The organism is Dactylosporangium sp. NPDC051485 (assembly GCF_040682015.1).
Lineage (GTDB): Bacteria > Actinomycetota > Actinomycetes > Mycobacteriales > Micromonosporaceae > Dactylosporangium.
Map to the genome: position 1 here is coordinate 1 of NZ_JBFAZW010000058.1, position 24,431 is coordinate 24,431.

Here is a 24,431-nt window from a genome sequence, read left to right on the forward strand (position 1 = left end):
CTGCACGGCGGGGTCGGCGGCCTGGTGGTCGGCGGTACAGACGGCGGCGCGGACCGGGTTCGGTTCGACGGCCACGACCCGCACAGCGGGGTTGGGGGCCGACCAGCACCAGCGTCGGGAAGGCGGTCACCTCGAAGGCCTTGATCACGTCGGAGTCACGCCCGGTGAGCACGACCTGGGCCACCGGCGCCAGCCGGGCGATCTCCCCGGCCAGCTCCTGCGGGTCGCCGGCCAGCACGGCCAGGAACCGCTCCGGGTCGCCGGCCGCCTCCGCACGCGCGGCGAACTGCGGCATCCGCTCCTGGCACGGCGCGCAGCCGGTGCGGAAGAAGCCGACCTGCAGGCCGTCGGCCAGGTCCGCGGTGCGCAGGTCCCGCCCCGCGGTCGTGGTCGCCGCGAACGCGCCGATCTCCGTGCCGGGCGCCGGCCAGGGCGCCTCGGCCGCGCCGCCGGACAGCAGCTCGGTGTGCTCGCGCAGGCGGCGGATGACGCCGTACGTCAGGACGAGGTTGAGCAGGCCGACCACGCCGACCAGCACCACGACCGCGATCAGGTAGGACATTGTTGTTCCCCTCACTCGAACAGGTCGGCAACGTCGTCGAAGGTGATCAGCAGCAGCCCGCAGAGCAGGCCGGCCGCGAGCGCGATCCCCGCTCCGGCCGGGCGGATCGGGCCGCCGCCCGCGGTGACCAGGCCGGCCAGCCCGACCGCCGCGAGGATGCCGTTGCGCACCACGTGCCGGGGTCCGACCGGGCGGCCCGAGCCGAAGCAGGCGCACGGGACGCGGCGCTCGCGGCGGTACGCCCGGACGATCGCGGCCGTGAAGGCGGCCAGCAGCCCGATCGCCATCGCGAAGCCCACGGGCGCGACCGGCCCGGCGGCGAGGGCGAGCACGATCGCCCCCTCGGCGGCGACGACCGCCGCGGCGAGCGGCCGGGTGGCGGTCCGCGGCGCCGGGGCGAGGGCCGCAACCGATGCCGTGAACCGGCTCCAGGCCGCGCGGCCGCGCACCTTGCTCAGCGCCGAGACCGCGAAGACGATCCCCAGCACGCAGCGGCAGGCGGTCTCGACGTAGCTCACGGCAGGACCGTATCCAGCGCCGATACATCGACCCGGGTGATCTCATACATCGGCATCGATCACGTCCGCCGCGAACAGCCGCACGAGCGGCGCGGCGTGGTGGCCGCCGGCGCCGTCCCCGGTGACCAGCTGCGCGTCGAGCAGCTCGTCGAGCGCGTCGCGGGCCCGGGCGGCGCCGAGCGCGGAGGCGACGGCCAGCTGCGGCAGCGTCACCGGCCCCGGCAGCCGCACGAGGGTCCGCAGGGCCCCCATCGCGGTCGTACTGACCGTGGCGCAGCGCGTGGCGAGGCTTTCCCGGATCGACAGGTCGTGCACGTGCAGCTCGTCGAGGCGCCCGCAGGGCTCGCGCAGCCGCTCCGCGCAGGCGCCGATCGAGCGGTCCGGGCGCCCCTGCAGCCGGGCCACGACGATCCGCAACGCCATGGGGAGGCCTTCGCAGCGCTCGGCGAGCTCCCGCAGTACCGCCGGATCCTCGCACTCCGCCCGCTCGTGCCCCAGCGCACGGCGCAGCAGCTCGACCGCGTCGCGCGGCGGCAGGGGCGGCAGCGGCACCAGGACCGCCCCGTCGAGCGTCGGCAGCGGCCGGCTCGCCGCGATCACCGCGAGGCACCCCTGCCCGGCCGGCAGCAGCGGGCGCACCTGCGTCACGTCGTCGACCCCGTCGGCGAGCAGCAGCACCCGGCGGCTGGCGAACGCGGTGCGCAGCCGGGCGGTGCGGGCGGCCAGCCCCCGCGGCACCGCCTCGTCGGCCACCCCGAGCGAGTGCAGCAGGTGCGCCGCCGCGGCCCCCGTGTCCGTGGCCGGGCCGAGCTGCACGAACAGCTGCCCGTCCGGGTACCGCGGGGCGAGCAGGTGCGCGGCGTGCGCGGCGAACGCCGAGGTGCCCGCGCCCGGCGGCCCGTAGACGCAGACGATCCGGGCCCCGGCGTCCACCGCGGCCAGCACGCCGCCCGCCGCCTGGTCGCGCCCGACCAGCACGGCCGGCCCGGGCGGCAGCTGCCGCGGCGGCTCGGGCCGGGGCCGGTGCATGACCAGCGGAGGGGCCGGCGCGGCGTCGGCCGCCACGACCGGCGAGGTCTCGTTGAGGGCGGGGTCGCGGGCCAGCATCGCCGCGTGCAGGCGCAGCAGTTCCGGCCCCGGCTCGACGCCCATCTCCCGGCACAGCGCCGCCCGCGCCTCCAGGAAGCAGTGCAGGGCGCCGGCGACGTCGCCGGCGCGGTACAGGGCGAGCATGAGCTGCCCCCAGGAGCGCTCCCGCAGCGGGTGCTCGACGACCGTGCGGCGCAACTCCCCGATGAGCACGTCGTGGTGGTTCAGCGCCAGCCGGGCGTCGACGAGGTCCTCGGCGGTGCGCAGCCGCTCGCCGTCGAGCGCGGCGAGCCGCTGCCCGAGCGCCCCGGCCCGGACCAGCCCCGCCCCCGCGTGATCGTCCCGCCAGCAGGCCAGCGCGGCGATGAGCCGCTCCGTGGCCCGGGCCGCGTCCCCGGCCCGCAGCGCGGCCCGCCCCTGGGCCGCCAGCTCGGTGAACTCGGCCAGGTCGAGCTCGCCCGGCTGCACCGCGATCCGGTACGCCCGCTCCCGCCCGAGCAGCCGCGACCCGGCCGCGGTCTCGGGGTCCGCGAGCAGCCTGCGCACCCGCACCGCATACGTCCTGACATTGGCCACCGCCGAGCGCGGCGGCGCCTCGTCCCACAGCGCATCGACGAGGCTCTCGACCGGCACCAGCCGGTTGGCGTTGAGCAACAGGGCGGCGAGCAGCGACTGCGGCTTACCGACGGGCAGCTCGACGGCCACCGCGCCGTACCGCACGCCGATCTGCCCCAGCAACGTGAAGGCGAACGACATCGGCATCCCCAAGGCTCGCAACGCGGGCCGGCCTCGGCCGAGGCCGGCCCGCGTTCCCCCGAAACCCACCGCGACCAGTGGGCACCGCAGATGCTGCTGCCGGGGACCTGCCGGAACCCTGCGAAAACCTCAACGCCCGCGCGCGGGGATCTCAGCTCGCGGCCTCGCCGCGCGTCGGACTCGCGCCCGATCTGGCGGTCGGCCAGATAGGAGTTGCACCGGGACCCGCGCACCGCGCACCGCGGCGCCACCAGGATCGGGGCGCAGCAGGGTCGGCACCGCGAGCTGGTTGAGGGCGAGCAGCGGGGTGCGGGCGAGGGTGGCCTCGCAGTCCCGTGCTGCCGGTGCGCGCCCGGCGGCATCGGGGCCGCAGGAATCAGCGGCCGAAGATCCGGGCGAAGAGGCCGGCCGCGCTTGTGCGGGGCGCGCTGGCGGGGCACCTCCGCCTTGTCCACGGTGTGCCGGCGCTCGACGTGCTCCTCCACCGTGTGGTGGCCCGCGACGACCTTGACCTTGGTCTTCTCGTCGGAGATCTTGTCCACCTCGACCTCGCCGTCCTTGGCCGGGTGGGTCCTGACCCTGGTCTTGCGGGTGGTCTTGACGATCGTCTCGGTGTCCTCGACCTCGTCGGCCGGGACGAACTCGGCGGCCGGCTTCACGGCGGCGGCCCGGTAGCGCAGCGGTTCCCACAGCGGGCCGGGGATCACATGTACGCCGAAATGCGTCCGGTGGTGCACGGCGCACAACGGCTCGAGGTTGCCCGGCGACTCGATCCACTCCTGGAAGTCGTCGTCGCCGTCGAGGTGCAGGCCGAGCTGCTCGTTGATCTTCTTCAGGTCGACCCCGCCGGCCTGAGAGAACTCGATGTGCGAGTGGTGCAGCTCGACGCTGCCGCCGCAGTAGTTGTCGCCGATCGCGCAGCGCCACAGGCCCTGGCGCTTCATGCGGGCCTTGACCTGCTCGAACAGGTGGTAGTGCGGATCTTCCTCGCGCGGCTCGTGGGCCGGCACGTGGGTGATCAGGTGCAGGGTGAGCCCTTGGTCGTGCGCCTCCGTCATGGCGTTGCATTCCACCGTCGAGTGACGGCCAGGGCAAACGACACGCCGTGAGATTTTGACAATCTTGCAACAACCGGGGGCTCAACCCCGCTTCAGTACCCGTCTCAGTCGGTGCCCGCCTCCAGCGCGGCCAGGTCGAGCAGCTCGTCGTCGTCCTGCCCGTTGCCGCGGGCGGCGATGGCCGCGGCCCCGCCGGCCGGCATGGCGCCCAGCAGGTCGGCCGAGGGCGTCTGGTTCGCCCCGATGAGCATCGGGTGCGGGCTGCCGATGACGTTCAGGGAGACGTACTGCTCCAGCTTCGCCCGCGAGTCGGCGATGTCGAGGTTGCGCATGGTGAGCTGCCCGATGCGGTCGACCGGCCCGAAGGCGGCGTCCTCGGTGCGCTCCATCGACAGCTTGTCCGGGTGGTAGGACAGGGCCGGGCCAGCGGTGTCGAGGACCGAGTAGTCCTCGCCCCGGCGCAGCCGCAGCGTGACCTCGCCGGTGACCGCGCTGCCGACCCAGCGCTGCAGCGCCTCGCGCAGCATGAGGGCCTGCGGGTCGAGCCAGCGCCCCTCGTACAGCAGCCGGCCGAGCTTGCGCCCCTCGTTGTGGTACGCCGCGACGGTGTCCTCGTTGTGGATCGCGTTGATCAGCCGCTCGTAGGCGGCGTGCAGCAGCGCCATGCCCGGCGCCTCGTAGATGCCGCGGCTCTTGGCCTCGATGATCCGGTTCTCGATCTGGTCGGACATGCCCAGCCCGTGCCGGCCGCCGATCGCGTTGGCCTCCAGCACCAGGTCGACGGCGGACGCGAACTGCTTGCCGTTGATGCTCACCGGCCGCCCCTGGGCGAAGCCGATGGTCACGTCCTCGGGCTGGATGTCGACGTCCGCGTCCCAGAACCGCACGCCCATGATCGGGTCGACGATCTCGATGCCGGTGTCGAGGTGCTCCAGCAGCTTGGCCTCGTGCGTGGCCCCCCAGATGTTGGCGTCGGTCGAGTACGCCTTCTCGGTGCTGTCGCGGTAGGGCAGGTCGTGCGCCAGCAGCCACTCCGACATCTCCTTGCGCCCGCCGAGCTCGCCGACGAAGTCGGCGTCGAGCCACGGCTTGTAGATGCGCAGCGAGGGGTTGGCCAGCAGCCCGTACCGGTAGAACCGCTCGATGTCGTTGCCCTTGAACGTCGAGCCGTCGCCCCAGATCTGCACGTCGTCCTCGAGCATGGCCCGCACCAGCAGCGTGCCGGCCACCGCCCGCCCGAGCGGCGTGGTGTTGAAGTAGGCCCGCCCGCCGGAGCGGATGTGGAACGCGCCGCAGGCCAGGGCCGCGAGCCCCTCCTCGACGAGGCTGGCCCGGCAGTCGACCAGCCGCGCGATCTCGGCCCCGTAGGCGGTCGCCCGCCCGGGCACGGACGCGATGTCGGGCTCGTCGTACTGGCCGAGGTCGGCGGTGTAGGTGCACGGGGTGGCGCCCTTGGCGCGCATCCACGCGACGGCCACCGAGGTGTCGAGACCGCCGGAGAAGGCAATCCCGACGCGTTCACCGACAGGCAGGGAGTTCAGCACCTTGGACACGGTTGAAGCATATACGACGCATTGCATAACCATGCAAGCCGGTGGTGGAAGACACCTCCCACCGCGCCGGAGCGCGGATCTCAGGAGGCCGCCAAGCGTCGCCCGGCCAGTACCCGCGCCGCGATCCCGGGGCGCAGCAGGGCGGTGGGCGGGTCGAGCAGGTTCGTCACCCGGCTGAACGCGAGGGAGACGACCTCGTCGCGGGCGGCGATGGCGTAGAGGCGCTCGAGGTACCGGTTGACCATGCGCGTGGGCAGGTCGCGCGGCCCGTCGACGCCGGGCAGCGCCGCGTCGCCGCCGGTGGCGATCCGCCACGGGATGTCGATCACAGGGCGTACCGACCGGAAGAACCGCAGGGCGTCGAAGCCCGCGACGCCGTCCAGAGCGAGCTGGTCGCGCAGCCGCAGCGCCTCCACGCCGGCGACCGACATGCCCTGGCCGTACATCGGGTTGAAGGAGCACATCGCGTCGCCGAGCACCACGAAGCCCTTCGGGAACCGCCGCAGCCGGTCGTAGCGGTGCCGGGTGCTGCCCGGGTACCGGAACTTCACCGCGTCGTCGAGCGGCACCGAGGCCTCGATGACGTCGGCGACGTACGGCAGCGGCAGCCGCCGCGAGTAGGCCCGCCACCCGGCGTCGTCCAGCGGCGCGTGGTCGCCGAGGATGCCGAACAGCGTGATCACCGCCCGGCCGGCCTCCTGCAGCATGACCGCGCCCCCGCGCGGCGCGGCCGCCGACGGCCCGATGATGATCGCGATGTCCCCGTCCAGCAGCGCCGGGTCGACCTCGAAGTGCCGCGACACGTAGGCGAGGTCGACGTGCAGCCGCTCCTCCTCCGGCCGCTCGTAGCCGAGCTCCTCCAGCCAGCGCGGGGGCCGCGAGCCGCGGCCGGTGGCGTCGAGCACCAGGTCGGCGGGCAGCACCTCGGTCCGCCCCGCGCCGCGGCCCTGCACGAGCGCCCCGGTCACCCGCGCCCGGCCCGCGTCGGCCTCCACCCCGACGACGTCGGTGCCGCCGCGCACCCGCACCCCGGGCAGCGCGAACACCTTCGAGCGGAGGTAGTTCTCGAGGTACGGCCGGCTGCACGACAGCGCGGTCATGCCGATCGGCACCTGGCGCAGCCGGTGCCCGCCGGCGCAGAAGCGCACGTTGCGCAGCACGTCGCCGCTGGGCACGCCGGCCGCGGCCAGTTCCCCGGCCGCGCCCGGGAAGAGCTCCTCGACGACGTTGAGCCCGGCGGCCAGCAGGCCGTGGGCGTGACGGCCCTGGGGCACGCCGCGGCGGAACTCGCGCTCCCGCGGATCGGCCTGCGGATCGCCGGCCCACTCGCCGGTGAGCTCGTCGCGCTCGACGATCGTGACCTGCGCGAAGTGCCCCGTGAGGACCCGCGCGGCGAGCAGGCCGGCCATGCTGCCGCCGAGGACGACGGCGTGCCCGCCGTAGGTTTCATGTGTCATAGCCCTCGAGGCGTTCCAAGCCGTGCCACGGCCGGGAACCGACGGCTTGCTGACAGACTGCACGCATGACCACGCTGGGTACCGTGTTCCTGCCGCAGCTGCCGCCGGAGCGGCTGCGCGACGTCGTGCGGGCCGCCGACGCGGCCGGGCTCGAGGAGCTGTGGCTCTGGGAGGACTGCTTCCTGGAGGGCGGCCTGACCACCGCCGCGGCGGCCCTGGCCTACACCGAGCGGCTGCGGGTCGGGGTCGGGCTGCTGCCGGTCCCGCTGCGCAACGTGGCGCTGAGCGCGATGGAGATCGCGACGCTGGTCCGGCTCTTCCCGGGCCGGGCCGTGATCGCCGCCGGGCACGGGGTGCAGGACTGGATGGGGCAGGTCGGGGCGCGGGTCGCCTCGCCGCTGACGCTGCTGCGGGAGTACACCACAGCGCTGCGGGCGCTGCTGCGCGGCGAGCGGGTCTCCACCGAGGGCCGCTACGTGCGCCTCGACGGCGTCGCGCTGGACTGGCCGCCGCCCGCGCCGGTGCCGATCCTGCTGGGCGCGACCGGCGACCGGACGCTGCGGCTGTCCGGCGAGGTCGGCGACGGCACGGTGCTCACCGGGGGCACAGACCCGGCGGCGGTACGGCGGTCCGTCGCGCTCGCCGGCGAGGGCCGCGCGGCCGCGGGCCGCACCGGGCCGCACGAGGTCGTGGTGTACCTGCACGCGGCGACCGGCCCGGCGGCGGCCGAGCGGATCGCGGCGGAGCGCGCCCGGTGGGGCTCCGCGGACCCGTCGAAGGACGTGTCGGTGGCCGGCGACGAGCACGCCTTCGCCGACGCCGTGCACCGCTGGGCCGAGGCCGGCGCCACGAGCGTGATCCTGCAGCCCACCGCCGACGACCCCGACCCGGAGGGCTTCGTGCGGTTCGTGGCCGAGCGCGTACGCCCCCTGGTGGGCTGACATGTCCGACAATCCGGCGATCGCGGCGATCACGGCCAGTGGCGTGCCCTTCCGCGTGGTCGAGCACGGCCCGGTGCGCAGCCTGGCCGAGGCCGCGCAGGTCCGCGGCGTGGCCGTCCCCGACGTGGTCAAGACGCTGGTGGTCCGGCTGGCCGACGACGACTACCGCTTCGTGCTCGTCCCCGGCGGCCGGGTGATCTCCTGGCCGAAGCTGCGGGCCCTGCTCGGCGTGACCCGCATGTCGATGCCGGACGCGGCCACGGCCAAGGCGGCGACCGGCTTCGAGCGCGGCACGATCACCCCGTTCGGCTCGAGCACGGCCTGGCCGGTCATCGCCGACGAGCGCGTCCGCGGCCGCGAGATCACGCTGGGCGGCGGCCGCCACGGCGTCGCCCTGGCCGCACCCGCCGACGCCGTCCTGGCCGTCCTGGGCGCCACCGTCGCCGACGTTTCCGACCCCGAACCACCGGCGTCGAAGGGCTGATCGACGCGCGCTTTCCCGCACCGGTACGGCGGCAAAGGGTCCGGTCGATTCCTGGCAATTTGCGCAAATTTCCCGACTGCATCGGTGCGGCCGGTTTACCTTGGCTCTCGGCAACGATCATTTGCCCGGGTCCCCGGGGCCGGCCGCCGCACTTGGCCGGCTTCGCCCGCGCACCGCCGCCGGCGGGGCGCGGCGGGGAGCGCAGGTGTGCCCCGGGCCGAACGGGGAGCCCAGACTGTCGACCTACGCCTTACGCCGCACCCGGATACGCCAGCACCTGGCCGCGGCCACGACCGCCTGCACCATCCTCTGCACCGTCCTCGGCGGGGCCCTGATCAGCGGCCACCCGAGCGCTCCGGAACCGGCCCCGGCCCCTCGCGCCGCGGCCCCCGCTGACGCCCTGCCCGATCGCCTGGCCGAGTTGGCCGGCGTCGAACGGGCCATCCCGGCGCCGTCCGCCCCTCCGGCCGCTCCCGCACCGGCCGTCACAGAGTCCGCCGTCTCCCCAGGCCGGGGCGGTGGGGTCAACCGGGCATCGCGCTCGGCGACCCGCGGCCAGCGGGCCGACCGGCCGCCGAAGGCCCCGAGCACCAAGAGCCGCCCGCCGGTCACCGGCAAGCGGCGGTCCGCCGCCCCGGCCCCGCTCGTGCCGGCGTACGCCGACGGCGACGTCGTCGGCTTCGCGCTCGCCCAGGTCGGCAAGCACTACGCGTTCGGCTCGTCGGGGCCGGACGAGTACGACTGCTCGGGCCTGGTCTCCGCGGCCTACCGCCTGATGGGCATCTCGCTGCCCCACTCGACCGGCGGCCTGGCCCACCTGGGGCGCCCGGTCGGCCGGGACGAGCTGCGGCCCGGCGACCTGGTCTTCCCGACCTCGGGCCACGTGGGCATCTACATCGGCAACGGCCGGATGGTCCACGCCTCGACGCAGCGCGGCGGCGTGAAGATCTCGGGCGTCTATGCCTTCAGCTTCGCCCGGCGAATCGTCGGGTGATGCGCATGTCGGATATGCGAGCATTCCTCGGATTGTGCGCTGTTCGGATCAGTGGGCGGGGCCGGTCGCCAATCGGAAGTCCGCGAAGTCGAAGCCGGGCGCCACGACGCAGCTGACCAGCACCGGCTCGTCGCCGGCGGGGAACGCCGACTGCCACACGCCCCCGGGCACGAGGACCTGGGGGCGCTGGCCGGCGGCGACGTCGGCGCCGAGCACCACTTCCGGGCCCGGGCCGGGGCGGTCGCCGGAGCCGCCCAGGCGCAGGGCCAGCGGGCCGCCCGAGTGCCAGAACCACAGCTCGTCGGAGCGCACCACGTGCCAGGCGGAGGACTCACCGGGGCAGAGCAGGAAGTAGATCGCGGTGGCGGCGCTGCGCGGGCCGTCGTAGCCGTCCGGGATGCAGGCGACCGGCGAGCGCCAGGTCTCGCGGTACCAGCCCCCTTCGGGGTGCGGCCGCAGGTCGAGCTGCTCGGCGAGGCGGGGTCTCATGGTCGTACCGTATCGGCCCTGCCGCCCATGCCGGTGACGTTGCAGGCCGGGGCGGTGAACTGGGAGGGTGAGCTCAACCCCGGCCGCCGAACCCCCTGATCCGGGGCTACCATCGCCCGATGCGACGACGGTTCGGGATTGTGCTGATCACGGCGGCGCTCGCCCTCGCGGCCTGCGAGGCGGAGCCCGTGCCGGTCGATCCGAACTATCACGTCCCCGAGGCGAGCACCACGGTGAAGGCCTCCGACGCCGACTCGGACGGCCTCGGCGCGGCCCCGTCGGGCACGGGCGCGGCCGTGAAGCCCCAGCCGTTCACCAACGGCAACCCGGACGGGCACGCCACGGTGCCGGCCGACGCCGGGCCCGCCGACTCGTCGAAGCCGACCTGGGTGGTCGGGGACGGCACGCCGGCCAGTTGCACCTCGGAGAAGTTCGTGTCGGCGGTCGCGGCCGGCGGGATCGTGACGTTCAACTGCGGCCCGGACCCGGTGACCATCGTGGTCAAGGAGACGGCCAAGGTCCGCAACCGCTCGCCCCGGGTCGTCATCGACGGCGGCGGCAAGGTGACACTCAGCGGCGAGGGCAAGCGCCGCATCCTGTACCAGAACACCTGCGACAAGGCGCTGGAGTGGTCCACCGACCACTGCCAGGACCAGGAGACCCCGGCCCTGACGGTGCAGAACATCGTCTTCGCCGACGGCAACTCGACCGGCGACACGACCGAGGGCGGTGGCGGCGGCGCGATCTTCGTGCGCGGCGGCCGCTTCAAGGCGGTCAACTCCCGCTTCGTGCGCAACCGCTGCGACGAGTCCGGCGCGGACCTCGGCGGCGCCGCCGTGCGGGTCCTCAGCCAGTACCGCAACCAGCCCGTCTACATCGTGGCCAGCACCTTCGGCGGCGCGGCCGGGCAGGGCGGCGTCTGCTCCAACGGCGGCGCGCTGAGCAGCATCGGCGTGTCCTGGGTGGTGCTCAACAGCGTCTTGTCGTACAACTCGGCCGTCGGCCACGGCGCCAACCCGGCCAAGGCGGGCACCGCGGGCGGCGGCAGCGGCGGCGCCATCTACTGCGACGGCAACGCCTTCACCGTCCGCCTGGCCGGCACCCTGATCGAGCAGAACAAGGCCAACGAGGGCGGCGGCGCCGTCTTCTTCGTCAGCAACGACCGCAGCGGCACCATGTCGATCGAGGGCTCGACGCTGCGCCGGAACCCCAGCGCCGGCTTCGAGACCAGCGGCCTGCCCGGCATCTTCTTCCTGGGCGCCCGCCCGCCGGCCGTCTCGTCCTCCACCCTGACGAAGTAACGACCGCGGGACACCGACGCCGGGCCGGCGCGGCCCAAGGCACCGCCGCGCCGGCCCGTCAGCGCCCGGCCCTCAGGAACGCAGGCAGGCGCAGAAGGGGTGCCCCGCCGGGTCGAGCAGCACCGTGTACCGCTCCCCGCCCGGCTGGAACTCCGGCTTCGACGCCCCGAGCTTCAGCGCCCGCTCCTCGGCGTCGACCAGGTCCTCCACGTAGAAGTCGAGGTGGAACTGCTTCGGCGTCGGCCCCTCGGGCCAGGTCGGCGGCGCGTAGCCGGGCACCTGGCCGAAGCCGATGGACGTCGTGCCGTCGCCGATCATCGCGTACTCGGCCTGGCTGTGGGTCACGTCCCAGCCCAGGACCTCGGCGTAGAAGCTCGCCAGCACGGGCGGCTCGGCGCAGTCGATGTTCACCATGATGAGGCTCGCGAATCCGGTCATGCGCACCATCCTCCGCGGCATTCCTGCCATCTGGTGTCAGGAATTTCCAGGCGTACCTCAGGAAGCGGTCGGCGCGGACCAGTTCCTGCGGATCGCGATCATGCGCAGGACGAACGTGAGGGTCGCGGCCAGCCCGATGCTCACCGGCCGCTGCAGGTGCGCGGCGTCCAGCCCGACCACCGACACGCAGCCGAGCAGCCCGGCCACGGCGTAGATCTCGCGCCGCAGCACCGTGGGGATCTCGCCGGTGAGCAGGTCGCGGACCAGCCCGCCGCCGATCCCGGTGATCATGCCGATGATGCAGGACCCGATGGGTGGCACGCCGGCATCCAGCGCCTTCAGGGTGCCCGTGACCACGAAGAGCCCGAGGCCCGCGGCGTCGAGCACGAGCACCGTCCACCGCAGCCGGTTGACCGCCGGGTGCAGCCAGAACGTGGCGGCCGCGGTGACGACGGCGACGGTGGAGTACCGCCAGTCCACGAACGCGAAGGGCTGGACGTTGATGAAGACGTCGCGCATGATGCCGCCGCCCAGCGCGGCCGTGAAGCCGACGAAGATCAGGCCGAAGAGGTCCAGGCGCTTGGCCACCCCGGCGGTGGCCCCGGACGCGGCGAAGACCGCGATGCCGACCAGGTCGGCGACGAGCAGTGGGCTGAGCGATGTCATCGGGATCATGTATACCGGCCGCCCGGCGCCGCGAACGCGAGCGCCGGGCGGTACGTTCGCCCCGGTCAGATGTTGTTGATCACGGCCATCGAGGTCTCGTGCTGCATCGCCAGCATGTCGGAGACCGCGGCGGCGTCGTAGTACCCGCCGGTCGGCGCGGACTCGCTCGCCGACACGTCGCCGTCGAGGTTGCCGCCCGACCCGTCGTAGTCGGCGCCGTCGTTGCCGTAGTCGGGCTCGTAGCCGGTGCCGCCGCCGGTGAGGTCGGTGGTGATGCCGGTGGCCGGGTCGTACGCCTGCTCGTAGACGCCGTCGCCGTCGCTGTCCAGGGCGGCGATGTCGACCTGACCGTCGTGGTCGAGGTCGCCGACGAGGACGTTGCTGCCGTCGTCGAGCGTGTAGATCGCGGCGGGGTCGTCGGTCCCGTCGCCGTCGAGGTCGGCGCTGAAGGAGGTGTAGTCGTCGCTCATATCGGTGAAGCTCCAATTCGCTGCGTCATGAGGTGTTACAGAGCTGAACCGTATGGCCCCGGACGGTCCGTGCACTCCCCCTTTGCTGCCAAGCTGACAGCGGAAGCGACGCGCGTCACGCGCCCGGGTCTGCCGCCGACCCGGCATACAGCCTGCTCACAGCCGCGAGCGCTAACGTTTCGGGATGGACGAGTTCGAGGCGCGCAGGGTCGTCGACGCGCTGCGCGAGCGTGGCGTGCCGGCGCACCTGGAGATGGCCAAGGCCGGGCTGTCGCAGTTCGGCGTGCGGGTGGCCCTCTTCGACGGCCGGATGGCGGTCTGGGACACCGACGGCACCGCCGGCCTGGAGGCCCAGGTCATGCGCGACGGCATCCTGGTCGGCTTCGTCCCGATGATCGAGGGCTCGGAGCACTTCACCGAGGCCCAGGTCGTCGATGCGATCGCGCGGACCGACTACGACCGCCCGATCGCCCGGCAGCGCCCGACCGCCCCACCACCGGCCCCGCCCCTGCCCCAGGAGGGCGGCTTCTTCCGCCGCTTCCGCAACGGCTTCCGCTGACCTTCGCGGCCTCGCGACCCCGACAACGATCAGGGCGCGCGACACCCGACTTATCCGGACAAAAGCCGCAGCCGGGTGCGTCGGCGACGGTGGCCGGTAGGGTCCGGGCCATGGCTTCGTCACCGTCCGAGCAGGTTGCCGCCGCGCTACGGGAGTTCGCCGGGCGCATCGACATCTTCGATCCCCTCCCCGGCGCGCACGTGGCCGAGGTGCGGGTCGGCGACCAGACGGTGCCGCTGCGGGCGCCGGTGGTGCGGGCGCTGGCGGAGGCGCTGCGGGCGTACCAGGACCCGCGCGACCGCGGCACCTGCGACCACTGCGGCGGCCCCCGGCTCGACGACAACTTCGTCTGCGCCGACTGCGGACGGTCCAGCGGCGTGTTCGGCCGGCTGCTGCAGGAGCGTGCGTCCCGGTTCGAGGCGCCCGCCGAACTGCCCGACTGACGCAGCCGAGCGCCCTCGCGCGCAGGTCAGGCGGCGGCTTTCCGAGCAAGTGAGGCCGCGGCCCGACGAGCCGCGTCGAGATGACGGACCAGTTCACCGAGCTGGTCCGGGGCCGGCGCCTCCCGCTGGGCGGCCACCCACTCCTCGATGATCTGCATCAGGGTTGACGAGCCGATCCCCCGCGCGCTGGCCGCGGCCTCGATCTCGGCCTGAATGTCCAGATCGAGGCGCAGCGCCGTCACCGTCTTGGCCGGGCGTCGTTCCCGAACGACCTCCGCCTTGTCGAACAGGTCGCCGAGGTCGTTGCCGAGGGCGAATTCGGCCGCCTCGGCGGCCGGCACACCTGCCAGATCGTCACGCTTCCTGGTCATGATGTGTGCTTCCTCCACATCTGGCGCTCGTTCAGGCCGGCCTCGCGCGCGCCGACGATGGTCCACACGTCGTCCCCGTCTCGCGTGCACACGACGACGAGTCGCCGTTCGGCGGTGGTCGGTGCGCAGACCGCGAGGAACGTCGGCCTTCCTGGCGGCACGCGGTTGTCCATCCGCAGCGCGGCCGGCGCGTGCAGCGCGTCGATGACATCCCTCGGCGTCAAGCCGTCGCGAAGGTCGCTAGGACCTTGTGCAGGCCAGCGATAGGAGTCCGTCACGCCGAAAATATAACGGCACGGATTACGCCGCCGCCCCGATCGCCGCGCGCAGGCGGGCGAACTCCTCGGCCAGGTCGGCCAGCTGGTAGTGGGCGTTCAGGCCCGACGGGTTGGGCAGGATCCACAGCCGCGTGGCGCCCAGCGAGGCCTCCTCCCGCGGTCCGACCTTGGCGTGCTGGGTGCCGAAGGCGGTACGGAAGGCCGTCACCCCCAGCACGGCCAGCCACCGCGGGGCGAGGCCGGTCACCTTGGCCCGCAGGATCGCCCCGCCCTCGGCCAGCTCGTCCCGGGTGAGCTCGTCGGCCCGCGCCGTCGCCCGGGCGGCGAGGTTGGTGATGCCCAGGCCGTACCCCGGCAGCAACCCCTGCTCGTCGGGGCGCAACTGGCGCGGGGTGAAACCGCTCAGGTGCAGGGCGGGCCAGAAGCGGTTGCCGGGGCGGGCGAAGTGGTGGCCGGTCGCCGCGGACCACAGGCCCGGGTTGATGCCGCACAGCAGCACGTCCAGGCCGGGCGCGACGACGTCGGGCAGCACGCGGCCGGCGGCGGCGAGGAGGTCCTCCCGGGTCGGTCGCACCTCGGGCCGGTTCACCGTCGACGCCATGCGGACAAGCATGCCAGCGCGCGGGGGCGGGCCGCGCATCCGCGGGACGGGCGGTCGGCGCCATGACACAGACGTTGATACGCCCCTAGCATCTGAGCCATGGGTGACCGGCGGCTGATTTCGAGTGGGTCGACGTTCGAGCGGGAGATCGGGTACTCCCGCGCGGTCCTCGACGGCGACTGGGTGCACGTGTCGGGCACGACGGGGTTCGACTACGCCGCGATGACGATCTCCGGCGACGTGGTCGAGCAGGCGGAGCAGTGCTGGCGCAACATCGACGCGGCGCTGCGGGAGGCGGGCGCCTCGGTCGCGGACGTCGTCCGGGTGCGCTACCTGCTGCCCGACGGCGACGACTTCGAGCCCTGCTGGCCGGTGCTGCGCCGGTGGCTCGAGGACGTGCGCCCCGCGGCGACGATGCAGGTGTGCGGCCTGTCCGACCCGCGGATGAAGATCGAGATCGAGGTGACGGCCCGCCGCTCGGTCAGCCGGGTGGCCCCGGGCCTGGGCTGGCCCCGCTGAGCCGGCAGCGGCCTCAGACCTCGAGGACGATCCCCAGCGCCGCCGTCAGGACCTGCGCGAAGGCGGCCGGGTCCGCGGCGCCCACGACCGCCCCCGCCAGGCCGGAGACGCCGGCGATGCCGTCCAGCGTGCAGCCCGAGAACCGGGCGCCGGCGGCCGAGGCCCCGTCGAAGCGGGCGCCGGTCAGGTCGCAGCCGGTGAAGGTGGCCCCCGCCAGGTCGGCGTCCGTGAAGTCGGCGCCCGTCAGAGACGTGCCGATGAAGGCCACGTTCTGCAGCTGCGCGGCCCGGAAGACACTGTCCGCCGCGTCAGAGTTGCGCACGGTGACGTCGTACAGGGTGCCGTCCAGCCACAGCAGGCCGGTCAGGCGGGAGTCGCGGATGGTGACGCGGTGCAGCACGGACCGGTCGGCGCGCACGTCGGCCAGGGTGGAGTGCTCGATCAGGCAGTCGGTGAGGATCACGCCGGCCAGGGCGGTGCCGGTCAGGTCGGCCCGCTTGAAGCGGCACTGGGCGAACTCGGCGGCCCTGGCGGTGCGCCCGGTGAGGGCGAGGTCGTAGAAGCCCAGCGCCCGGTACACGCCGTCGTCGCGCAGGTCGTCCACGTCGGGGTCGGCGAACTGGAGACTGCGGGGCGGCCGGGGACGCGCGGGCGCGGTCGCAACGGGAGGGGCCGTGGCCATGGGGTGTGACGTTAGTGGCAGCAGTGACGGTCCGATCAACCGCCCACCACCGCGCCGGGGAAAATCATCGGGCAATCGCGGCGACGCGTGCCTATCCTTGCGAGCGTTATGTCTGAGGTCTCCCCGCCGACCAGCCTGAGTGAGCTGCGCGCCCGCCTCGCCGGGCTGATGCCCCAGGATCAGCACCGGCTGCGCCGGCGGATCGACGGGGCGAAACGGTCCCGCCACGTCGAGGCGATCGCCGAGGCGATCAAGGCGGACGTGGAGCGGGCCGAGCGGCGGGTGGCCGCCCGCCGCGCCGCCCTGCCCGCGATCACCTATCCCGAGCAGCTGCCGGTCAGCCAGCGCAAGGACGAGATCCTCGAGACGATCCGCGACCACCAGGTGGTGATCGTCGCGGGCGAGACCGGGTCGGGCAAGACGACCCAGCTGCCGAAGATCTGCCTGGAGCTCGGCCGGGGCGTGACCGGCCAGATCGGGCACACGCAGCCGCGGCGCATCGCGGCCCGCACGGTCGCCGAGCGGGTCGCCGAGGAGCTCGGCGGCGAGCTGGGCGGGACGGTCGGGTTCAAGGTCCGCTTCACCGACCAGTCCAGCGAATCCACGATGGTCAAGGTGATGACGGACGGCATCCTGCTGGCCGAGATCCAGCAGGACCGGCTCCTGCGGCGCTACGACACCCTGATCATCGACGAGGCGCACGAGCGCAGCCTCAACATCGACTTCATCCTGGGGTACCTCAAACAGCTCCTCCCCCGCCGCCCCGACCTCAAGCTCATCATCACATCGGCCACCATCGACCCCGATCGGTTCTCCCGGCACTTCGGGGACGCGCCCATCGTGGAGGTGTCGGGGCGCACCTACCCGGTGGAGGTGCGCTACCGGCCCATCGAGGCGGCGGACGAGGGCGCCGAGGAGGTCGACCAGTTCGACGCCATCTGCAGCGCGGTCATCGAGCTGCAGGCCGAGGGGCCGGGCGACGTGCTGGTGTTCCTCTCCGGCGAGCGGGAGATCCGCGACGCGGCCGACGCGCTGACCCGCCTCGACCTCAAGAACACCGAGATCCTGCCGCTGTTCGCCCGGCTGTCCTTCGCCGAGCAGCACCGCGTGTTCCAGCCGCACTCCGGGCGCCGGGTGGTGCTCGCCACCAACGTCGCCGAGACCTCGCTGACCGTGCCCGGCATCAAGTACGTGGTGGACCCCGGCACGGCCCGGATCTCGCGGTACAGCCACCGCCTGAAGGTCCAGCGCCTGCCGATCGAGCCCGTCTCGCAGGCGTCGGCCAACCAGCGCAAGGGCCGCTGCGGGCGCACCTCCGACGGCGTGTGCATCCGGCTGTACAGCGAGGACGACTTCAACGCCCGGCCGGAGTTCACCGACCCGGAGATCCTGCGCACCAACCTCGCGTCCGTGATCCTGCAGATGATCTCGCTCGGCCTCGGCGACCTGGGCGCGTTCCCGTTCATCGACCCGCCGGACCGGCGCAACGTGACGGCCGGCGTGCAGCTGCTCGAGGAGCTCGGCGCGCTCGAGGCCGGGCCGCGCCTGACCGACCTCGGCCGCCGCCTGGCCCAGCTGCCGGTCGACCCGCGCCTGGCCCGGATGGTGCTCGAGGCCGAGCGCAACGGCTGCGTGCGCGAGGTGATGGTGATCACCGCGGCGCTGTCCATCCAGGACCCCCGGGAGCGCCCGGCGGACAAGCAGGCCCAGGCGCAGCAGCTGCACGCCCGCTTCGCCGACAAGGACTCCGACTTCACCGGCCTGCTCAACCTGTGGAACTACCTGCAGGAGCGGCAGAAGGAGCTCTCCAGCAACCAGTTCCGCAAGCTGTGCCGGGCCGAGTACCTCAACTACCTGCGCGTGCGCGAGTGGCAGGACATCTACAGCCAGCTGCGCCAGGTGCTCAAGTCGATGGACGTGACGCCGAACGAGGAGCCGGCCGCGCCCTACCCGATCCACGTCTCCCTGCTGGCCGGCCTGCTGTCGCACATCGGACTCAAGGACGCGGAGAAGCACGAGTACATCGGCGCCCGCAGCGCCCGCTTCGCCGTCTTCCCGGGCTCGGCGCTGTTCCGCAAGACGCCGCGCTGGGTGATGGCGGCCGAGCTGGTCGAGACGTCGCGGCTGTGGGCCCGGGTGGCGGCGAAGATCGAGCCCGAGTGGATCGAGCCGCTGGCCCAGCACCTGGTGAAGCGGCAGTACAGCGAGCCACACTGGGAGCGCAAGCAGGCCGCGGTCATGGCGTCGGAGAAGGTGACGCTGTACGGCGTCCCGATCGTCACCAACCGCAAGGTCAACTATGGCCGGATCGACCCGGCGCTCTCCCGCGAGCTGTTCATCCGCCACGCGCTGGTGGAGGGCGACTGGGAGACGACGCACGCGTTCTTCGCCGAGAACCGCCGCCTGCTCGACGAGGTCGAGGAGCTGGAGGCCCGGGCCCGCCGGCGCGACCTGCTCGTCGACGACGAGACGCTGTTCGCCTTCTACGACGGCCGGCTGCCCGACGAGGTGGTGTCCGGCCGGCACTTCGACAGCTGGTGGAAGAAGACCCGCCGGGAGCAGCCCGACCTGCTCACCTTCGACCCGGCGATGCTCGTCAACGCCTCGGCCGACGCGGTACGGCAGGAGCAGTACCCCGACGCCTGGGAGCAGGACGGCCAGCGCTTCGCGCTGACGTACCAGTTCGAGCCCGGGACCGACGCCGACGGCGTGACCGTGCACGTCGGCCTGCCGCTGCTGGGCCGGCTCCGCGACGCCGACTTCGGGTGGCAGGTGCCCGGCCTGCGCGAGGACCTCGTCACCGCGCTGATCAAGTCGCTGCCCAAGGCGACGCGGCGCAACTTCGTGCCGGCCCCGGACACCGCCCGCGACGCCCTGGCCGAGATGGCTCCGCGCGACGGCGACCTGCTCGACGCGCTGGAGCTGCAGCTGCGCCGGATGACGGGCGTGTCGGTGCCCCGCGAGGAGTGGGACTGGTCGCGGGTCCCGGAGCACCTGAAGATGACGTTCCGGATCGTCGACGACGCCGGGGCGGTGCTCGGCGAGGGCAAGAGCCTGCACCGGCTGCGCGAGAAGCTGGCCCCGAAGGTCCGCGCGACGGTCGCCGAGGCGGCCGTGGACGTGACCCGCAAGGGGGCGACCCGCTGGGAGTTCGGCACCCTGCCGCGCACGCTCTCGCGGACCGTCGCCGGGCACACGCTGACGGTCTACCCGGCGCTGGTCGACGAGGGCGCCTCGGTGGCGGTGCAGGCCTTCGACCTGCCGGCCCGCCAGCAGCTGGAGATGTGGGCCGGCACCCGCCGCCTGCTGCTGCTCACGCTGCCGCCGGCGGCCCGGTTCGTGCAGGGCCGGCTGTCCAACGCCGACAAGCTGGCGCTGAGCCGCAACCCGCACCGCAACGCCGTCGACCTGCTCGACGACTGCGCGGCCTGCGCGGTCGACCAGCTCATGACCGACGCCGGCGGGCCGGCCTGGGACGAGGCCGGCTTCGCCGCGCTGCGCGACAAGGTACGCGCCGACGTGGTCGACCTGACGCTGGACGTGGTGACGAGCGTGCGCAAGATCCTGGCCGCCGCCTACGACGTGGAGCAGCGCCTGGCCCGGACCAAGAACCCGCTCCTGCTGCCCGCGCTGACCGACATGCGGGGACAGCTGGGCCGCCTGGTGTACCGCGGCTTCGTCACCGACACCGGATGGCAGCGCCTGCCCGATCTGGAGCGCTACCTGCGCGGCATCGAACGGCGCCTGGAGAAGGTGCCGACCGACACGGGCCGCGACCGCGAGCGGATGCTCACGGTGCAGGAGGTGCAGCGGGAGTACGACCACCTGCTCTCGACCATGACGATGTCCCCGCAGCTGCGCGAGATCCGCTGGATGATCGAGGAGCTGCGGGTGGGCCTCTTCGCGCAGGCCCTCGGCACCGCCTACCCCGTGTCGGACGTGCGCATCTACCGGGCGATGGACGCGCTGCCCGCCTGATCGCGGCCGCGCGCCTGATCGCGGCCGCGCGCCTGATCGCGGTCGCGCGCCTGATCGCGGTCGCGCGCCTGATCGCGGTCGCGCGACCGGGTCGTCAGAGGTCCTCGGGCCGCCGGAACATCACGGTCTGGTCACCGCCGGCCGGCGGCACGCCACCGGCGTTGGGGTTGATGATCTGCGTCGGCCCGCCGGCGGGGGGCGCCCCGTAGGTGGCCGGGGTCCCGTAGGTGGTCGGCGCCGGGGGCGGCGGCCGGTAGCCGGGGAAGCCGTCCGCGGCGGGCACCGCGGGATGCATGCCGGTGTCGGGCTCGAGCTTGTCGCGGCGCCGGAAGTAGAAGAGGCTGCCGACCAGCCCGAGCGCGGCCACCACCGCGCCGATGCCGATCCAGAAGCCGGCCGAGCGCCCGCCGGAGTCGCCGCCGCCGCCCTTGGCGGCCGCCGGCTGGTCGCTCTGCACGACCACCCCGTTGCCGGCCTGCGGCGGCGCGAGGGTCTCGTCGGTCAGCGAGGGCTGCTGGCTGGGGTCGGCGCTGGCCTGCTTGGTCGGCTTCTTGCCGCTGGCGCTCGGGGACGGACCGCCCGCGGCGCGGATCTGGAAGTCGGCGGCGTCCTGGTGGGTGGCGTCGCGGGCGCCCACCCGGCCGGACCCGTTGCCGGGCGACCGGATGGTGATCGTCACCTGACCCTTGGCCGTCTTGTGCGGCCCGAGGTCCCCTTTGTCGGTGCACACGACGGCGCGCCCGCCGCGCAGCTCGCAGGAGTCCGGGGCCTGCTCGATGACCGCGTTGTTCGGCACCTGGACGGTGATCACCATGGCCTGCACCGTGGTCTTGTCGGACACGTTGGTCACCCCGAACTCGAGGTTGACCTTGTCGCCGACCTTGCCCTGCAGGACCGGGTTGCCGATCGTGACCTTCAGGCCCTCGGCGGCCCACGCGGGCGGGGCGAGGAGCGCGGCCCCGGCGACCGCGCCGACGCCGACGGCCGCGGCGGTCGCCACCGCCGCGCTCAGGCGTCTCATACTCCGGACGTCTCCCATGCTGCGGCGGACACTAGCAGCATTCGTCAACGATCGCCGCCTGCCGCCGGACCGGACGAATCGCGCATCGGCGCCTGAAACAGCCGGAAAAGCCACCACAGCGACGGTGCCAGAATCGCCACACCGGCCAGGACGGCCCACAGGGTGGCGCGCATCACGGCCGGGGTGGCCGCCGTCGCGTCGACCGTCGTGGCCGGCGGGAGCAGGTAGGGGTACTGCGCGGCGGCCCACCCCCACAGCACCGCGGCGGCCGCGAGCCCGCCGGTGACCCGCACGGCCACGTACCGCCCGGCGGCCAGCAGCCCGATCGAGGCGAGCCCGGCCAGGGCGGAGACGGCGATGAGCGCGGCCGGCACCGGCCGCGAGAGCCGGTCGGCGAGCCATCCGGCGTCCAGCCGCACGACGAACAGCCCGGCCACGGCCAGCACCCCCGTGGCGGCCCCGGCCCACAGGGCGAGGCGGCGCAGCTGCGGTACCAGTGCCGGGTCTTCCCGTTTCGCGTCGAACGTCAGGAACACCGCGGCCAGGTAGGCGCACACCGCCACGGCCAGCGCCCCGGTCGCCACCGAGGTCGGGTTCCACCACGAGGTGAGCAGGTCCCCGCGGCCCGCCGTCCACGGTGGCACCCGCCCGGAGGCGATGCCGCCGGCCACCGCGCCGAAGAAGAACGGGGTGAGCACCGAGGAGAACGCGAACAGGGCGCCGAAGATCCGCTGCCGGGCCAGCGTGTCGCTGGTCTTGCGGAAGGCGAACCCGGCGCCGCGGCCGATGATGCCGAGCGCCGCGAGGGTGAGCGGGATGTACATGGTGGCCGCCACCCCGGCGAACACGGCCGGGAAGCCGGTCCACAGCAGCACGACGGCGAAGATGAGCCAGACGTGGTTGGCCTCCCACACGGGGCCGATCGCGTGCTCGATGAGCTTGCGGCGGCGCAGGCCGGTGCGGGCGCCGCCGGCGAAGAGGTCCCAGAACCCGGCGCCGAAGTCGGCGCCGCCGAAGAGGGCGTAGGCGGTGACGGCGGCGAAGAGCACGCCCAGCAGGGCGTCGGCGGCACGCATCACGGCACCGGGAAGGTCTCGACGTCGCTCTCCTGCGGCGCGACCGGCACCGGCTTGTCGCGGGCCAGCCGGCGCAGGACGAAGACGGTGGCCACGGTGAGCAGGGCGTAGACGACGGTGAGCACGGCCAGGCCGGTCCGCAGCCCGGGCGCGGTGTTCACCGCGTCGTGGGTGCGCAGGATGCCGTAGACGACCCACGGCTGGCGGCCGGTCTCGGTGGTGGTCCAGCCGGCCTCCAGGGCGAGCACGGCGGCCGGGCCGCACAGCGCGGCGGCGCGCAGGAACCACTTGTTCGTCAGCCACGCCCGCCGCCGCCACCACAGCGCGCCGAACACGGCGGCCATGCCGAGCATCGCGAGGCCGGACCCGACCATGATCTGGAACGACCAGTGCGCGATGTTGACCGGCGGCCGCTGGTCCTCCGGCACCGCGTCCAGGCCCTGGATCTCGGCATTCGGGTCCCAGTGGGCCAGCAGCGACAGGCCGTTGGGGATCTCGATGGCGTAGCGCAGCTCGCCGTCGATCGCGACCCCGCCGAGGTGCAGCGGCGCCCCGCGCTGGGTCGGATACAGCCCCTCCATCGCGGCCAGCTTGACCGGCTGGTAGTTGGCGACGTGGTGGGCGGCCCAGTCGCCGACGCCGGCCTGCACCGGGGTCATGACGGCGGCGACGGTGAACGGCACCAGGAAACCGATGCGGTGGTAGCGGTCGGTGCGCCCGCGCAGCATGCCGACGGCGTAGACCGAGGCCATGCAGAAGCCGGTGACCATGAACGCGGCGACCAGCATGTGCACCGACTCGGGGCCGGTGGCCGGGTTGAACATGGCGCCGAGCGGGTCGACCCCGGTGATCTTCCCGTCGACGAGGTCGAAGCCCTTCGGCTGGTTCATCCAGGCGTTGGCGCTGACCACGCAGAAGGTGCCGACGAGCCCGGCGAGCAGGATCGGCACCGCCGACCACATGTGAGCCTTGGCCGGCAGCCGGTCCCAGCCGTAGAGGTAGATGCCGAGAAAGATCGCCTCGATGAAGAAGGCGAACCCCTCGAGGGTGAACGGCAGGCCGATCACCTGGCCGTAGGTGCCCATGAGGCCGGGCCACAGCAGGCCCATCTCGAAGCTGAGGATGGTGCCGGAGACGGCGCCGACGGCGAAGAGGACGCCCATGGCGCGGGCCCAGCGGCGGGCCAGCAGCCGGTACTCGACGTCGCCGGTGCGATGGCCGCGCCACTCCATGTAGAGGGTGATGGCGGGCATGGCGACGCCGAAGCTGGCGATGATGATGTGCCAGCCGAGGGACAGCGCCATCTGGGTGCGGGCGGCGGCGAAATCGCCCGGTGTGGCCGCCTCCGCAAGGTACGACAGTGTCGTTTCCACACCTCGTTTCTAGCCCTGGCGGACCCGGGCACGGCCGCCACCGGGCGCAAAAGCGGTGTTGACCACGTTCGGGAACTTTTCCGGCAATCCACGAGTAGCATCGCTACACGTGGCGTGCCTACATCTCGGGCGAGGGTGAGACGTACACCAGCGCGAGCAGCAGCGCGAGGGCCACGAGGCCGGCGTAGACGAACCGGCGGCGGCGGATGCTCTCGTAGGCGTGCCACCACGCGATCGCGGCCTCCGCCATCGGGTCGGCCACGAACCGGGAGCGGGGCCGGCGCGGCACCACCATCGGGGCCAGGCGCACCGCGGTGCTCACGAAGACGCGCCGGGCCGGGAGCGCCTCCTCCCGCTCGGGCGTCACGGTGATCTGCAGGTCGTCGTCGGCGCGCTCGTCCTGCCGGTCCTCGGTCCAGAAGCGCTCCGAGCGCCGCCGGAACACCCGGCCGAGGAAGTCCTCGGCCGCGCTCGCCTGGCCGAGCCGGGTCCGCTGCAGTTCCAGCCAGGGCCAGCGGGTGGCGACGTCGGTGAGCACGTCGGCATAGATCTGGTCGGCGTCGTCCTCGCCGCCGACCACCCGCGTCGCGTCCCGGCGCAGCGGCTCGAGGTGACGGGTGACGAAAGCGACGTAATCGGGCGGCGGTACCGACGTCATACGCATCACACCAACGCGCATCCTCATATCGTCGCTGCCCGCGCCGCTCGGCGCCAGTTTCTGCCGGCGGGAAGATTGCGCGCGGATGGCATGATC

At 73.5% G+C, this 24,431-nt stretch carries 26 protein-coding genes; 9 read left to right on the forward strand and 17 right to left on the reverse strand.

Translation table 11 applies throughout. From position 1 onward, the window contains the following. From AB0M46_RS29135 to AB0M46_RS29145, 3 genes are all read right to left on the reverse strand, one after another. On the reverse strand, positions 1 to 562 hold a 562-nt coding region (locus tag AB0M46_RS29135; protein WP_363341024.1), incomplete at its 3' end, for a hypothetical protein. Between the two features lie 11 nt (positions 563 to 573). Continuing rightward, complete coding sequence (locus AB0M46_RS29140) at positions 574 to 1,080, reverse strand: MauE/DoxX family redox-associated membrane protein (RefSeq protein WP_363341025.1); 507 nt, start codon at positions 1,078 to 1,080, stop codon at positions 574 to 576. Between the two features lie 42 nt (positions 1,081 to 1,122). Continuing rightward, positions 1,123 to 2,925: an AfsR/SARP family transcriptional regulator gene (locus AB0M46_RS29145; RefSeq protein WP_363341026.1), complete on the reverse strand. Its 1,803-nt coding sequence runs from the start codon at positions 2,923 to 2,925 to the stop codon at positions 1,123 to 1,125. Positions 2,926 to 3,260: 335 nt separating this feature from the next. On the opposite strand from AB0M46_RS29145, the gene AB0M46_RS29150 reads away from it, so the two are divergent. After that, positions 3,261 to 4,034, forward strand: a complete 774-nt coding sequence (locus AB0M46_RS29150) for a hypothetical protein (RefSeq protein ID WP_363341027.1) — start codon at positions 3,261 to 3,263, stop codon at positions 4,032 to 4,034. A 53-nt stretch (positions 4,035 to 4,087) separates the two neighbouring features. On the opposite strand, the gene argG is transcribed toward AB0M46_RS29150, so the two are convergent. Together argG and AB0M46_RS29160 are read right to left on the reverse strand one after the other, a co-directional pair. Continuing rightward, positions 4,088 to 5,536 (reverse strand): argininosuccinate synthase, encoded by a 1,449-nt coding sequence (argG, locus tag AB0M46_RS29155; protein WP_363341031.1) that lies wholly within the window; start codon positions 5,534 to 5,536, stop codon positions 4,088 to 4,090. 80 nt (positions 5,537 to 5,616) lie between these two features. After that, positions 5,617 to 6,993, reverse strand: a complete 1,377-nt coding sequence (locus AB0M46_RS29160; protein ID WP_363341033.1) for an FAD-dependent monooxygenase — start codon at positions 6,991 to 6,993, stop codon at positions 5,617 to 5,619. Between the two features lie 65 nt (positions 6,994 to 7,058). Between AB0M46_RS29160 and AB0M46_RS29165 the strand changes: the two genes are divergently transcribed. From AB0M46_RS29165 to AB0M46_RS29175, 3 genes are all read left to right on the forward strand, one after another. Beyond that, positions 7,059 to 7,934: an LLM class flavin-dependent oxidoreductase gene (locus tag AB0M46_RS29165; protein ID WP_363341035.1), complete on the forward strand. Its 876-nt coding sequence runs from the start codon at positions 7,059 to 7,061 to the stop codon at positions 7,932 to 7,934. Between the two features lies 1 nt (position 7,935). Then, positions 7,936 to 8,418 carry a YbaK/EbsC family protein gene (locus tag AB0M46_RS29170; protein ID WP_363341037.1) on the forward strand — a complete coding sequence of 161 codons (483 nt, stop codon included), beginning with the start codon at positions 7,936 to 7,938 and terminating at the stop codon, positions 8,416 to 8,418. 205 nt (positions 8,419 to 8,623) lie between these two features. Further along, positions 8,624 to 9,412 carry a C40 family peptidase gene (locus AB0M46_RS29175; RefSeq protein ID WP_363341039.1) on the forward strand — a complete coding sequence of 263 codons (789 nt, stop codon included), beginning with the start codon at positions 8,624 to 8,626 and terminating at the stop codon, positions 9,410 to 9,412. A gap of 48 nt (positions 9,413 to 9,460) precedes the next feature. On the opposite strand, the gene AB0M46_RS29180 is transcribed toward AB0M46_RS29175, so the two are convergent. After that, positions 9,461 to 9,901: a cupin domain-containing protein gene (locus tag AB0M46_RS29180; protein ID WP_363341041.1), complete on the reverse strand. Its 441-nt coding sequence runs from the start codon at positions 9,899 to 9,901 to the stop codon at positions 9,461 to 9,463. 119 nt (positions 9,902 to 10,020) lie between these two features. Here AB0M46_RS29180 and AB0M46_RS29185 point away from each other — a divergent pair, with 119 nt between their 5' ends. After that, positions 10,021 to 11,202: a hypothetical protein gene (locus tag AB0M46_RS29185; protein ID WP_363341042.1), complete on the forward strand. Its 1,182-nt coding sequence runs from the start codon at positions 10,021 to 10,023 to the stop codon at positions 11,200 to 11,202. 72 nt (positions 11,203 to 11,274) lie between these two features. Here the strand turns inward: AB0M46_RS29185 and AB0M46_RS29190 are convergent, their stop codons facing one another. The 3 genes from AB0M46_RS29190 to AB0M46_RS29200 form a co-directional block, all read right to left on the reverse strand. Continuing rightward, complete coding sequence (locus tag AB0M46_RS29190) at positions 11,275 to 11,640, reverse strand: VOC family protein (protein WP_363341044.1); 366 nt, start codon at positions 11,638 to 11,640, stop codon at positions 11,275 to 11,277. Positions 11,641 to 11,697: 57 nt separating this feature from the next. Continuing rightward, positions 11,698 to 12,306, reverse strand: coding sequence for a trimeric intracellular cation channel family protein (locus AB0M46_RS29195; protein ID WP_363341046.1), 609 nt, complete (start codon positions 12,304 to 12,306; stop codon positions 11,698 to 11,700). Between the two features lie 65 nt (positions 12,307 to 12,371). Continuing rightward, positions 12,372 to 12,776 carry a hypothetical protein gene (locus AB0M46_RS29200; protein ID WP_363341048.1) on the reverse strand — a complete coding sequence of 135 codons (405 nt, stop codon included), beginning with the start codon at positions 12,774 to 12,776 and terminating at the stop codon, positions 12,372 to 12,374. Between the two features lie 184 nt (positions 12,777 to 12,960). Between AB0M46_RS29200 and AB0M46_RS29205 the strand changes: the two genes are divergently transcribed. Together AB0M46_RS29205 and AB0M46_RS29210 are read left to right on the forward strand one after the other, a co-directional pair. Then, positions 12,961 to 13,335, forward strand: coding sequence for a hypothetical protein (locus AB0M46_RS29205; RefSeq protein WP_363341050.1), 375 nt, complete (start codon positions 12,961 to 12,963; stop codon positions 13,333 to 13,335). 110 nt (positions 13,336 to 13,445) lie between these two features. Further along, a complete protein-coding gene (locus AB0M46_RS29210) occupies positions 13,446 to 13,778 on the forward strand; it encodes a hypothetical protein (protein ID WP_363341052.1) in 333 nt (110 codons plus the stop codon). A gap of 26 nt (positions 13,779 to 13,804) precedes the next feature. Here the strand turns inward: AB0M46_RS29210 and AB0M46_RS29215 are convergent, their stop codons facing one another. The 3 genes from AB0M46_RS29215 to mug are packed head-to-tail and all read right to left on the reverse strand — an operon-like array spanning position 13,805 to position 15,028. Next, positions 13,805 to 14,149 (reverse strand): hypothetical protein, encoded by a 345-nt coding sequence (locus AB0M46_RS29215; RefSeq protein WP_363341054.1) that lies wholly within the window; start codon positions 14,147 to 14,149, stop codon positions 13,805 to 13,807. After that, positions 14,146 to 14,427 carry a hypothetical protein gene (locus tag AB0M46_RS29220; RefSeq protein WP_363341056.1) on the reverse strand — a complete coding sequence of 94 codons (282 nt, stop codon included), beginning with the start codon at positions 14,425 to 14,427 and terminating at the stop codon, positions 14,146 to 14,148. The genes AB0M46_RS29215 and AB0M46_RS29220 overlap by 4 nt, the downstream gene beginning before the upstream one ends. A 22-nt stretch (positions 14,428 to 14,449) precedes the next feature. Continuing rightward, complete coding sequence (gene mug / locus AB0M46_RS29225) at positions 14,450 to 15,028, reverse strand: G/U mismatch-specific DNA glycosylase (RefSeq protein ID WP_363341058.1); 579 nt, start codon at positions 15,026 to 15,028, stop codon at positions 14,450 to 14,452. 99 nt (positions 15,029 to 15,127) lie between these two features. Here mug and AB0M46_RS29230 point away from each other — a divergent pair, with 99 nt between their 5' ends. Beyond that, positions 15,128 to 15,547 carry a RidA family protein gene (locus tag AB0M46_RS29230; protein ID WP_363341060.1) on the forward strand — a complete coding sequence of 140 codons (420 nt, stop codon included), beginning with the start codon at positions 15,128 to 15,130 and terminating at the stop codon, positions 15,545 to 15,547. A gap of 13 nt (positions 15,548 to 15,560) precedes the next feature. Here the strand turns inward: AB0M46_RS29230 and AB0M46_RS29235 are convergent, their stop codons facing one another. Then, positions 15,561 to 16,229: a pentapeptide repeat-containing protein gene (locus AB0M46_RS29235; RefSeq protein WP_363341062.1), complete on the reverse strand. Its 669-nt coding sequence runs from the start codon at positions 16,227 to 16,229 to the stop codon at positions 15,561 to 15,563. Between the two features lie 108 nt (positions 16,230 to 16,337). Between AB0M46_RS29235 and hrpA the strand changes: the two genes are divergently transcribed. Further along, positions 16,338 to 20,207 carry an ATP-dependent RNA helicase HrpA gene (hrpA, locus tag AB0M46_RS29240; protein ID WP_363341064.1) on the forward strand — a complete coding sequence of 1,290 codons (3,870 nt, stop codon included), beginning with the start codon at positions 16,338 to 16,340 and terminating at the stop codon, positions 20,205 to 20,207. 94 nt (positions 20,208 to 20,301) lie between these two features. Here hrpA and AB0M46_RS29245 read toward each other — a convergent pair whose 3' ends face one another. The 4 genes from AB0M46_RS29245 to AB0M46_RS29260 form a co-directional block, all read right to left on the reverse strand. Then, a complete protein-coding gene (locus AB0M46_RS29245) occupies positions 20,302 to 21,228 on the reverse strand; it encodes a hypothetical protein (RefSeq protein ID WP_363341066.1) in 927 nt (308 codons plus the stop codon). Between the two features lie 44 nt (positions 21,229 to 21,272). Next, positions 21,273 to 22,304, reverse strand: coding sequence for a cytochrome d ubiquinol oxidase subunit II (locus AB0M46_RS29250; RefSeq protein WP_363341068.1), 1,032 nt, complete (start codon positions 22,302 to 22,304; stop codon positions 21,273 to 21,275). Then, positions 22,304 to 23,677: a cytochrome ubiquinol oxidase subunit I gene (locus AB0M46_RS29255; protein ID WP_363341070.1), complete on the reverse strand. Its 1,374-nt coding sequence runs from the start codon at positions 23,675 to 23,677 to the stop codon at positions 22,304 to 22,306. The genes AB0M46_RS29250 and AB0M46_RS29255 overlap by 1 nt, the downstream gene beginning before the upstream one ends. 118 nt (positions 23,678 to 23,795) lie before the next feature. Continuing rightward, on the reverse strand, positions 23,796 to 24,344 hold the full coding sequence (locus AB0M46_RS29260; RefSeq protein ID WP_363341072.1) for a hypothetical protein: 549 nt from the start codon (positions 24,342 to 24,344) through the stop codon (positions 23,796 to 23,798). Positions 24,345 to 24,431 lie beyond the last annotated feature (87 nt).

Excerpts from the sequence above, each read along its gene's own strand:
- AB0M46_RS29145 (WP_363341026.1), bottom strand. The coding sequence starts at position 2,925 with ATGTCGTTCGCCTTCACGTTGCTGGGGCAGATCGGCGTGCGGTACGGC.
- AB0M46_RS29160 (WP_363341033.1), bottom strand. The coding sequence starts at position 6,993 with ATGACACATGAAACCTACGGCGGGCACGCCGTCGTCCTCGGCGGCAGC.
- AB0M46_RS29165 (WP_363341035.1), top strand. The coding sequence starts at position 7,059 with ATGACCACGCTGGGTACCGTGTTCCTGCCGCAGCTGCCGCCGGAGCGG.
- AB0M46_RS29170 (WP_363341037.1), top strand. The coding sequence starts at position 7,936 with ATGTCCGACAATCCGGCGATCGCGGCGATCACGGCCAGTGGCGTGCCC.
- AB0M46_RS29180 (WP_363341041.1), bottom strand. The coding sequence starts at position 9,901 with ATGAGACCCCGCCTCGCCGAGCAGCTCGACCTGCGGCCGCACCCCGAA.
- AB0M46_RS29185 (WP_363341042.1), top strand. The coding sequence starts at position 10,021 with ATGCGACGACGGTTCGGGATTGTGCTGATCACGGCGGCGCTCGCCCTC.
- AB0M46_RS29190 (WP_363341044.1), bottom strand. The coding sequence starts at position 11,640 with ATGACCGGATTCGCGAGCCTCATCATGGTGAACATCGACTGCGCCGAG.
- AB0M46_RS29195 (WP_363341046.1), bottom strand. The coding sequence starts at position 12,306 with ATGACATCGCTCAGCCCACTGCTCGTCGCCGACCTGGTCGGCATCGCG.
- AB0M46_RS29200 (WP_363341048.1), bottom strand. The coding sequence starts at position 12,776 with ATGAGCGACGACTACACCTCCTTCAGCGCCGACCTCGACGGCGACGGG.
- AB0M46_RS29205 (WP_363341050.1), top strand. The coding sequence starts at position 12,961 with ATGGACGAGTTCGAGGCGCGCAGGGTCGTCGACGCGCTGCGCGAGCGT.
- AB0M46_RS29210 (WP_363341052.1), top strand. The coding sequence starts at position 13,446 with ATGGCTTCGTCACCGTCCGAGCAGGTTGCCGCCGCGCTACGGGAGTTC.
- AB0M46_RS29215 (WP_363341054.1), bottom strand. The coding sequence starts at position 14,149 with ATGACCAGGAAGCGTGACGATCTGGCAGGTGTGCCGGCCGCCGAGGCG.
- mug (WP_363341058.1), bottom strand. The coding sequence starts at position 15,028 with ATGGCGTCGACGGTGAACCGGCCCGAGGTGCGACCGACCCGGGAGGAC.
- AB0M46_RS29230 (WP_363341060.1), top strand. The coding sequence starts at position 15,128 with ATGGGTGACCGGCGGCTGATTTCGAGTGGGTCGACGTTCGAGCGGGAG.
- AB0M46_RS29235 (WP_363341062.1), bottom strand. The coding sequence starts at position 16,229 with ATGGCCACGGCCCCTCCCGTTGCGACCGCGCCCGCGCGTCCCCGGCCG.
- hrpA (WP_363341064.1), top strand. The coding sequence starts at position 16,338 with ATGTCTGAGGTCTCCCCGCCGACCAGCCTGAGTGAGCTGCGCGCCCGC.
- AB0M46_RS29245 (WP_363341066.1), bottom strand. The coding sequence starts at position 21,228 with ATGAGACGCCTGAGCGCGGCGGTGGCGACCGCCGCGGCCGTCGGCGTC.
- AB0M46_RS29250 (WP_363341068.1), bottom strand. The coding sequence starts at position 22,304 with ATGCGTGCCGCCGACGCCCTGCTGGGCGTGCTCTTCGCCGCCGTCACC.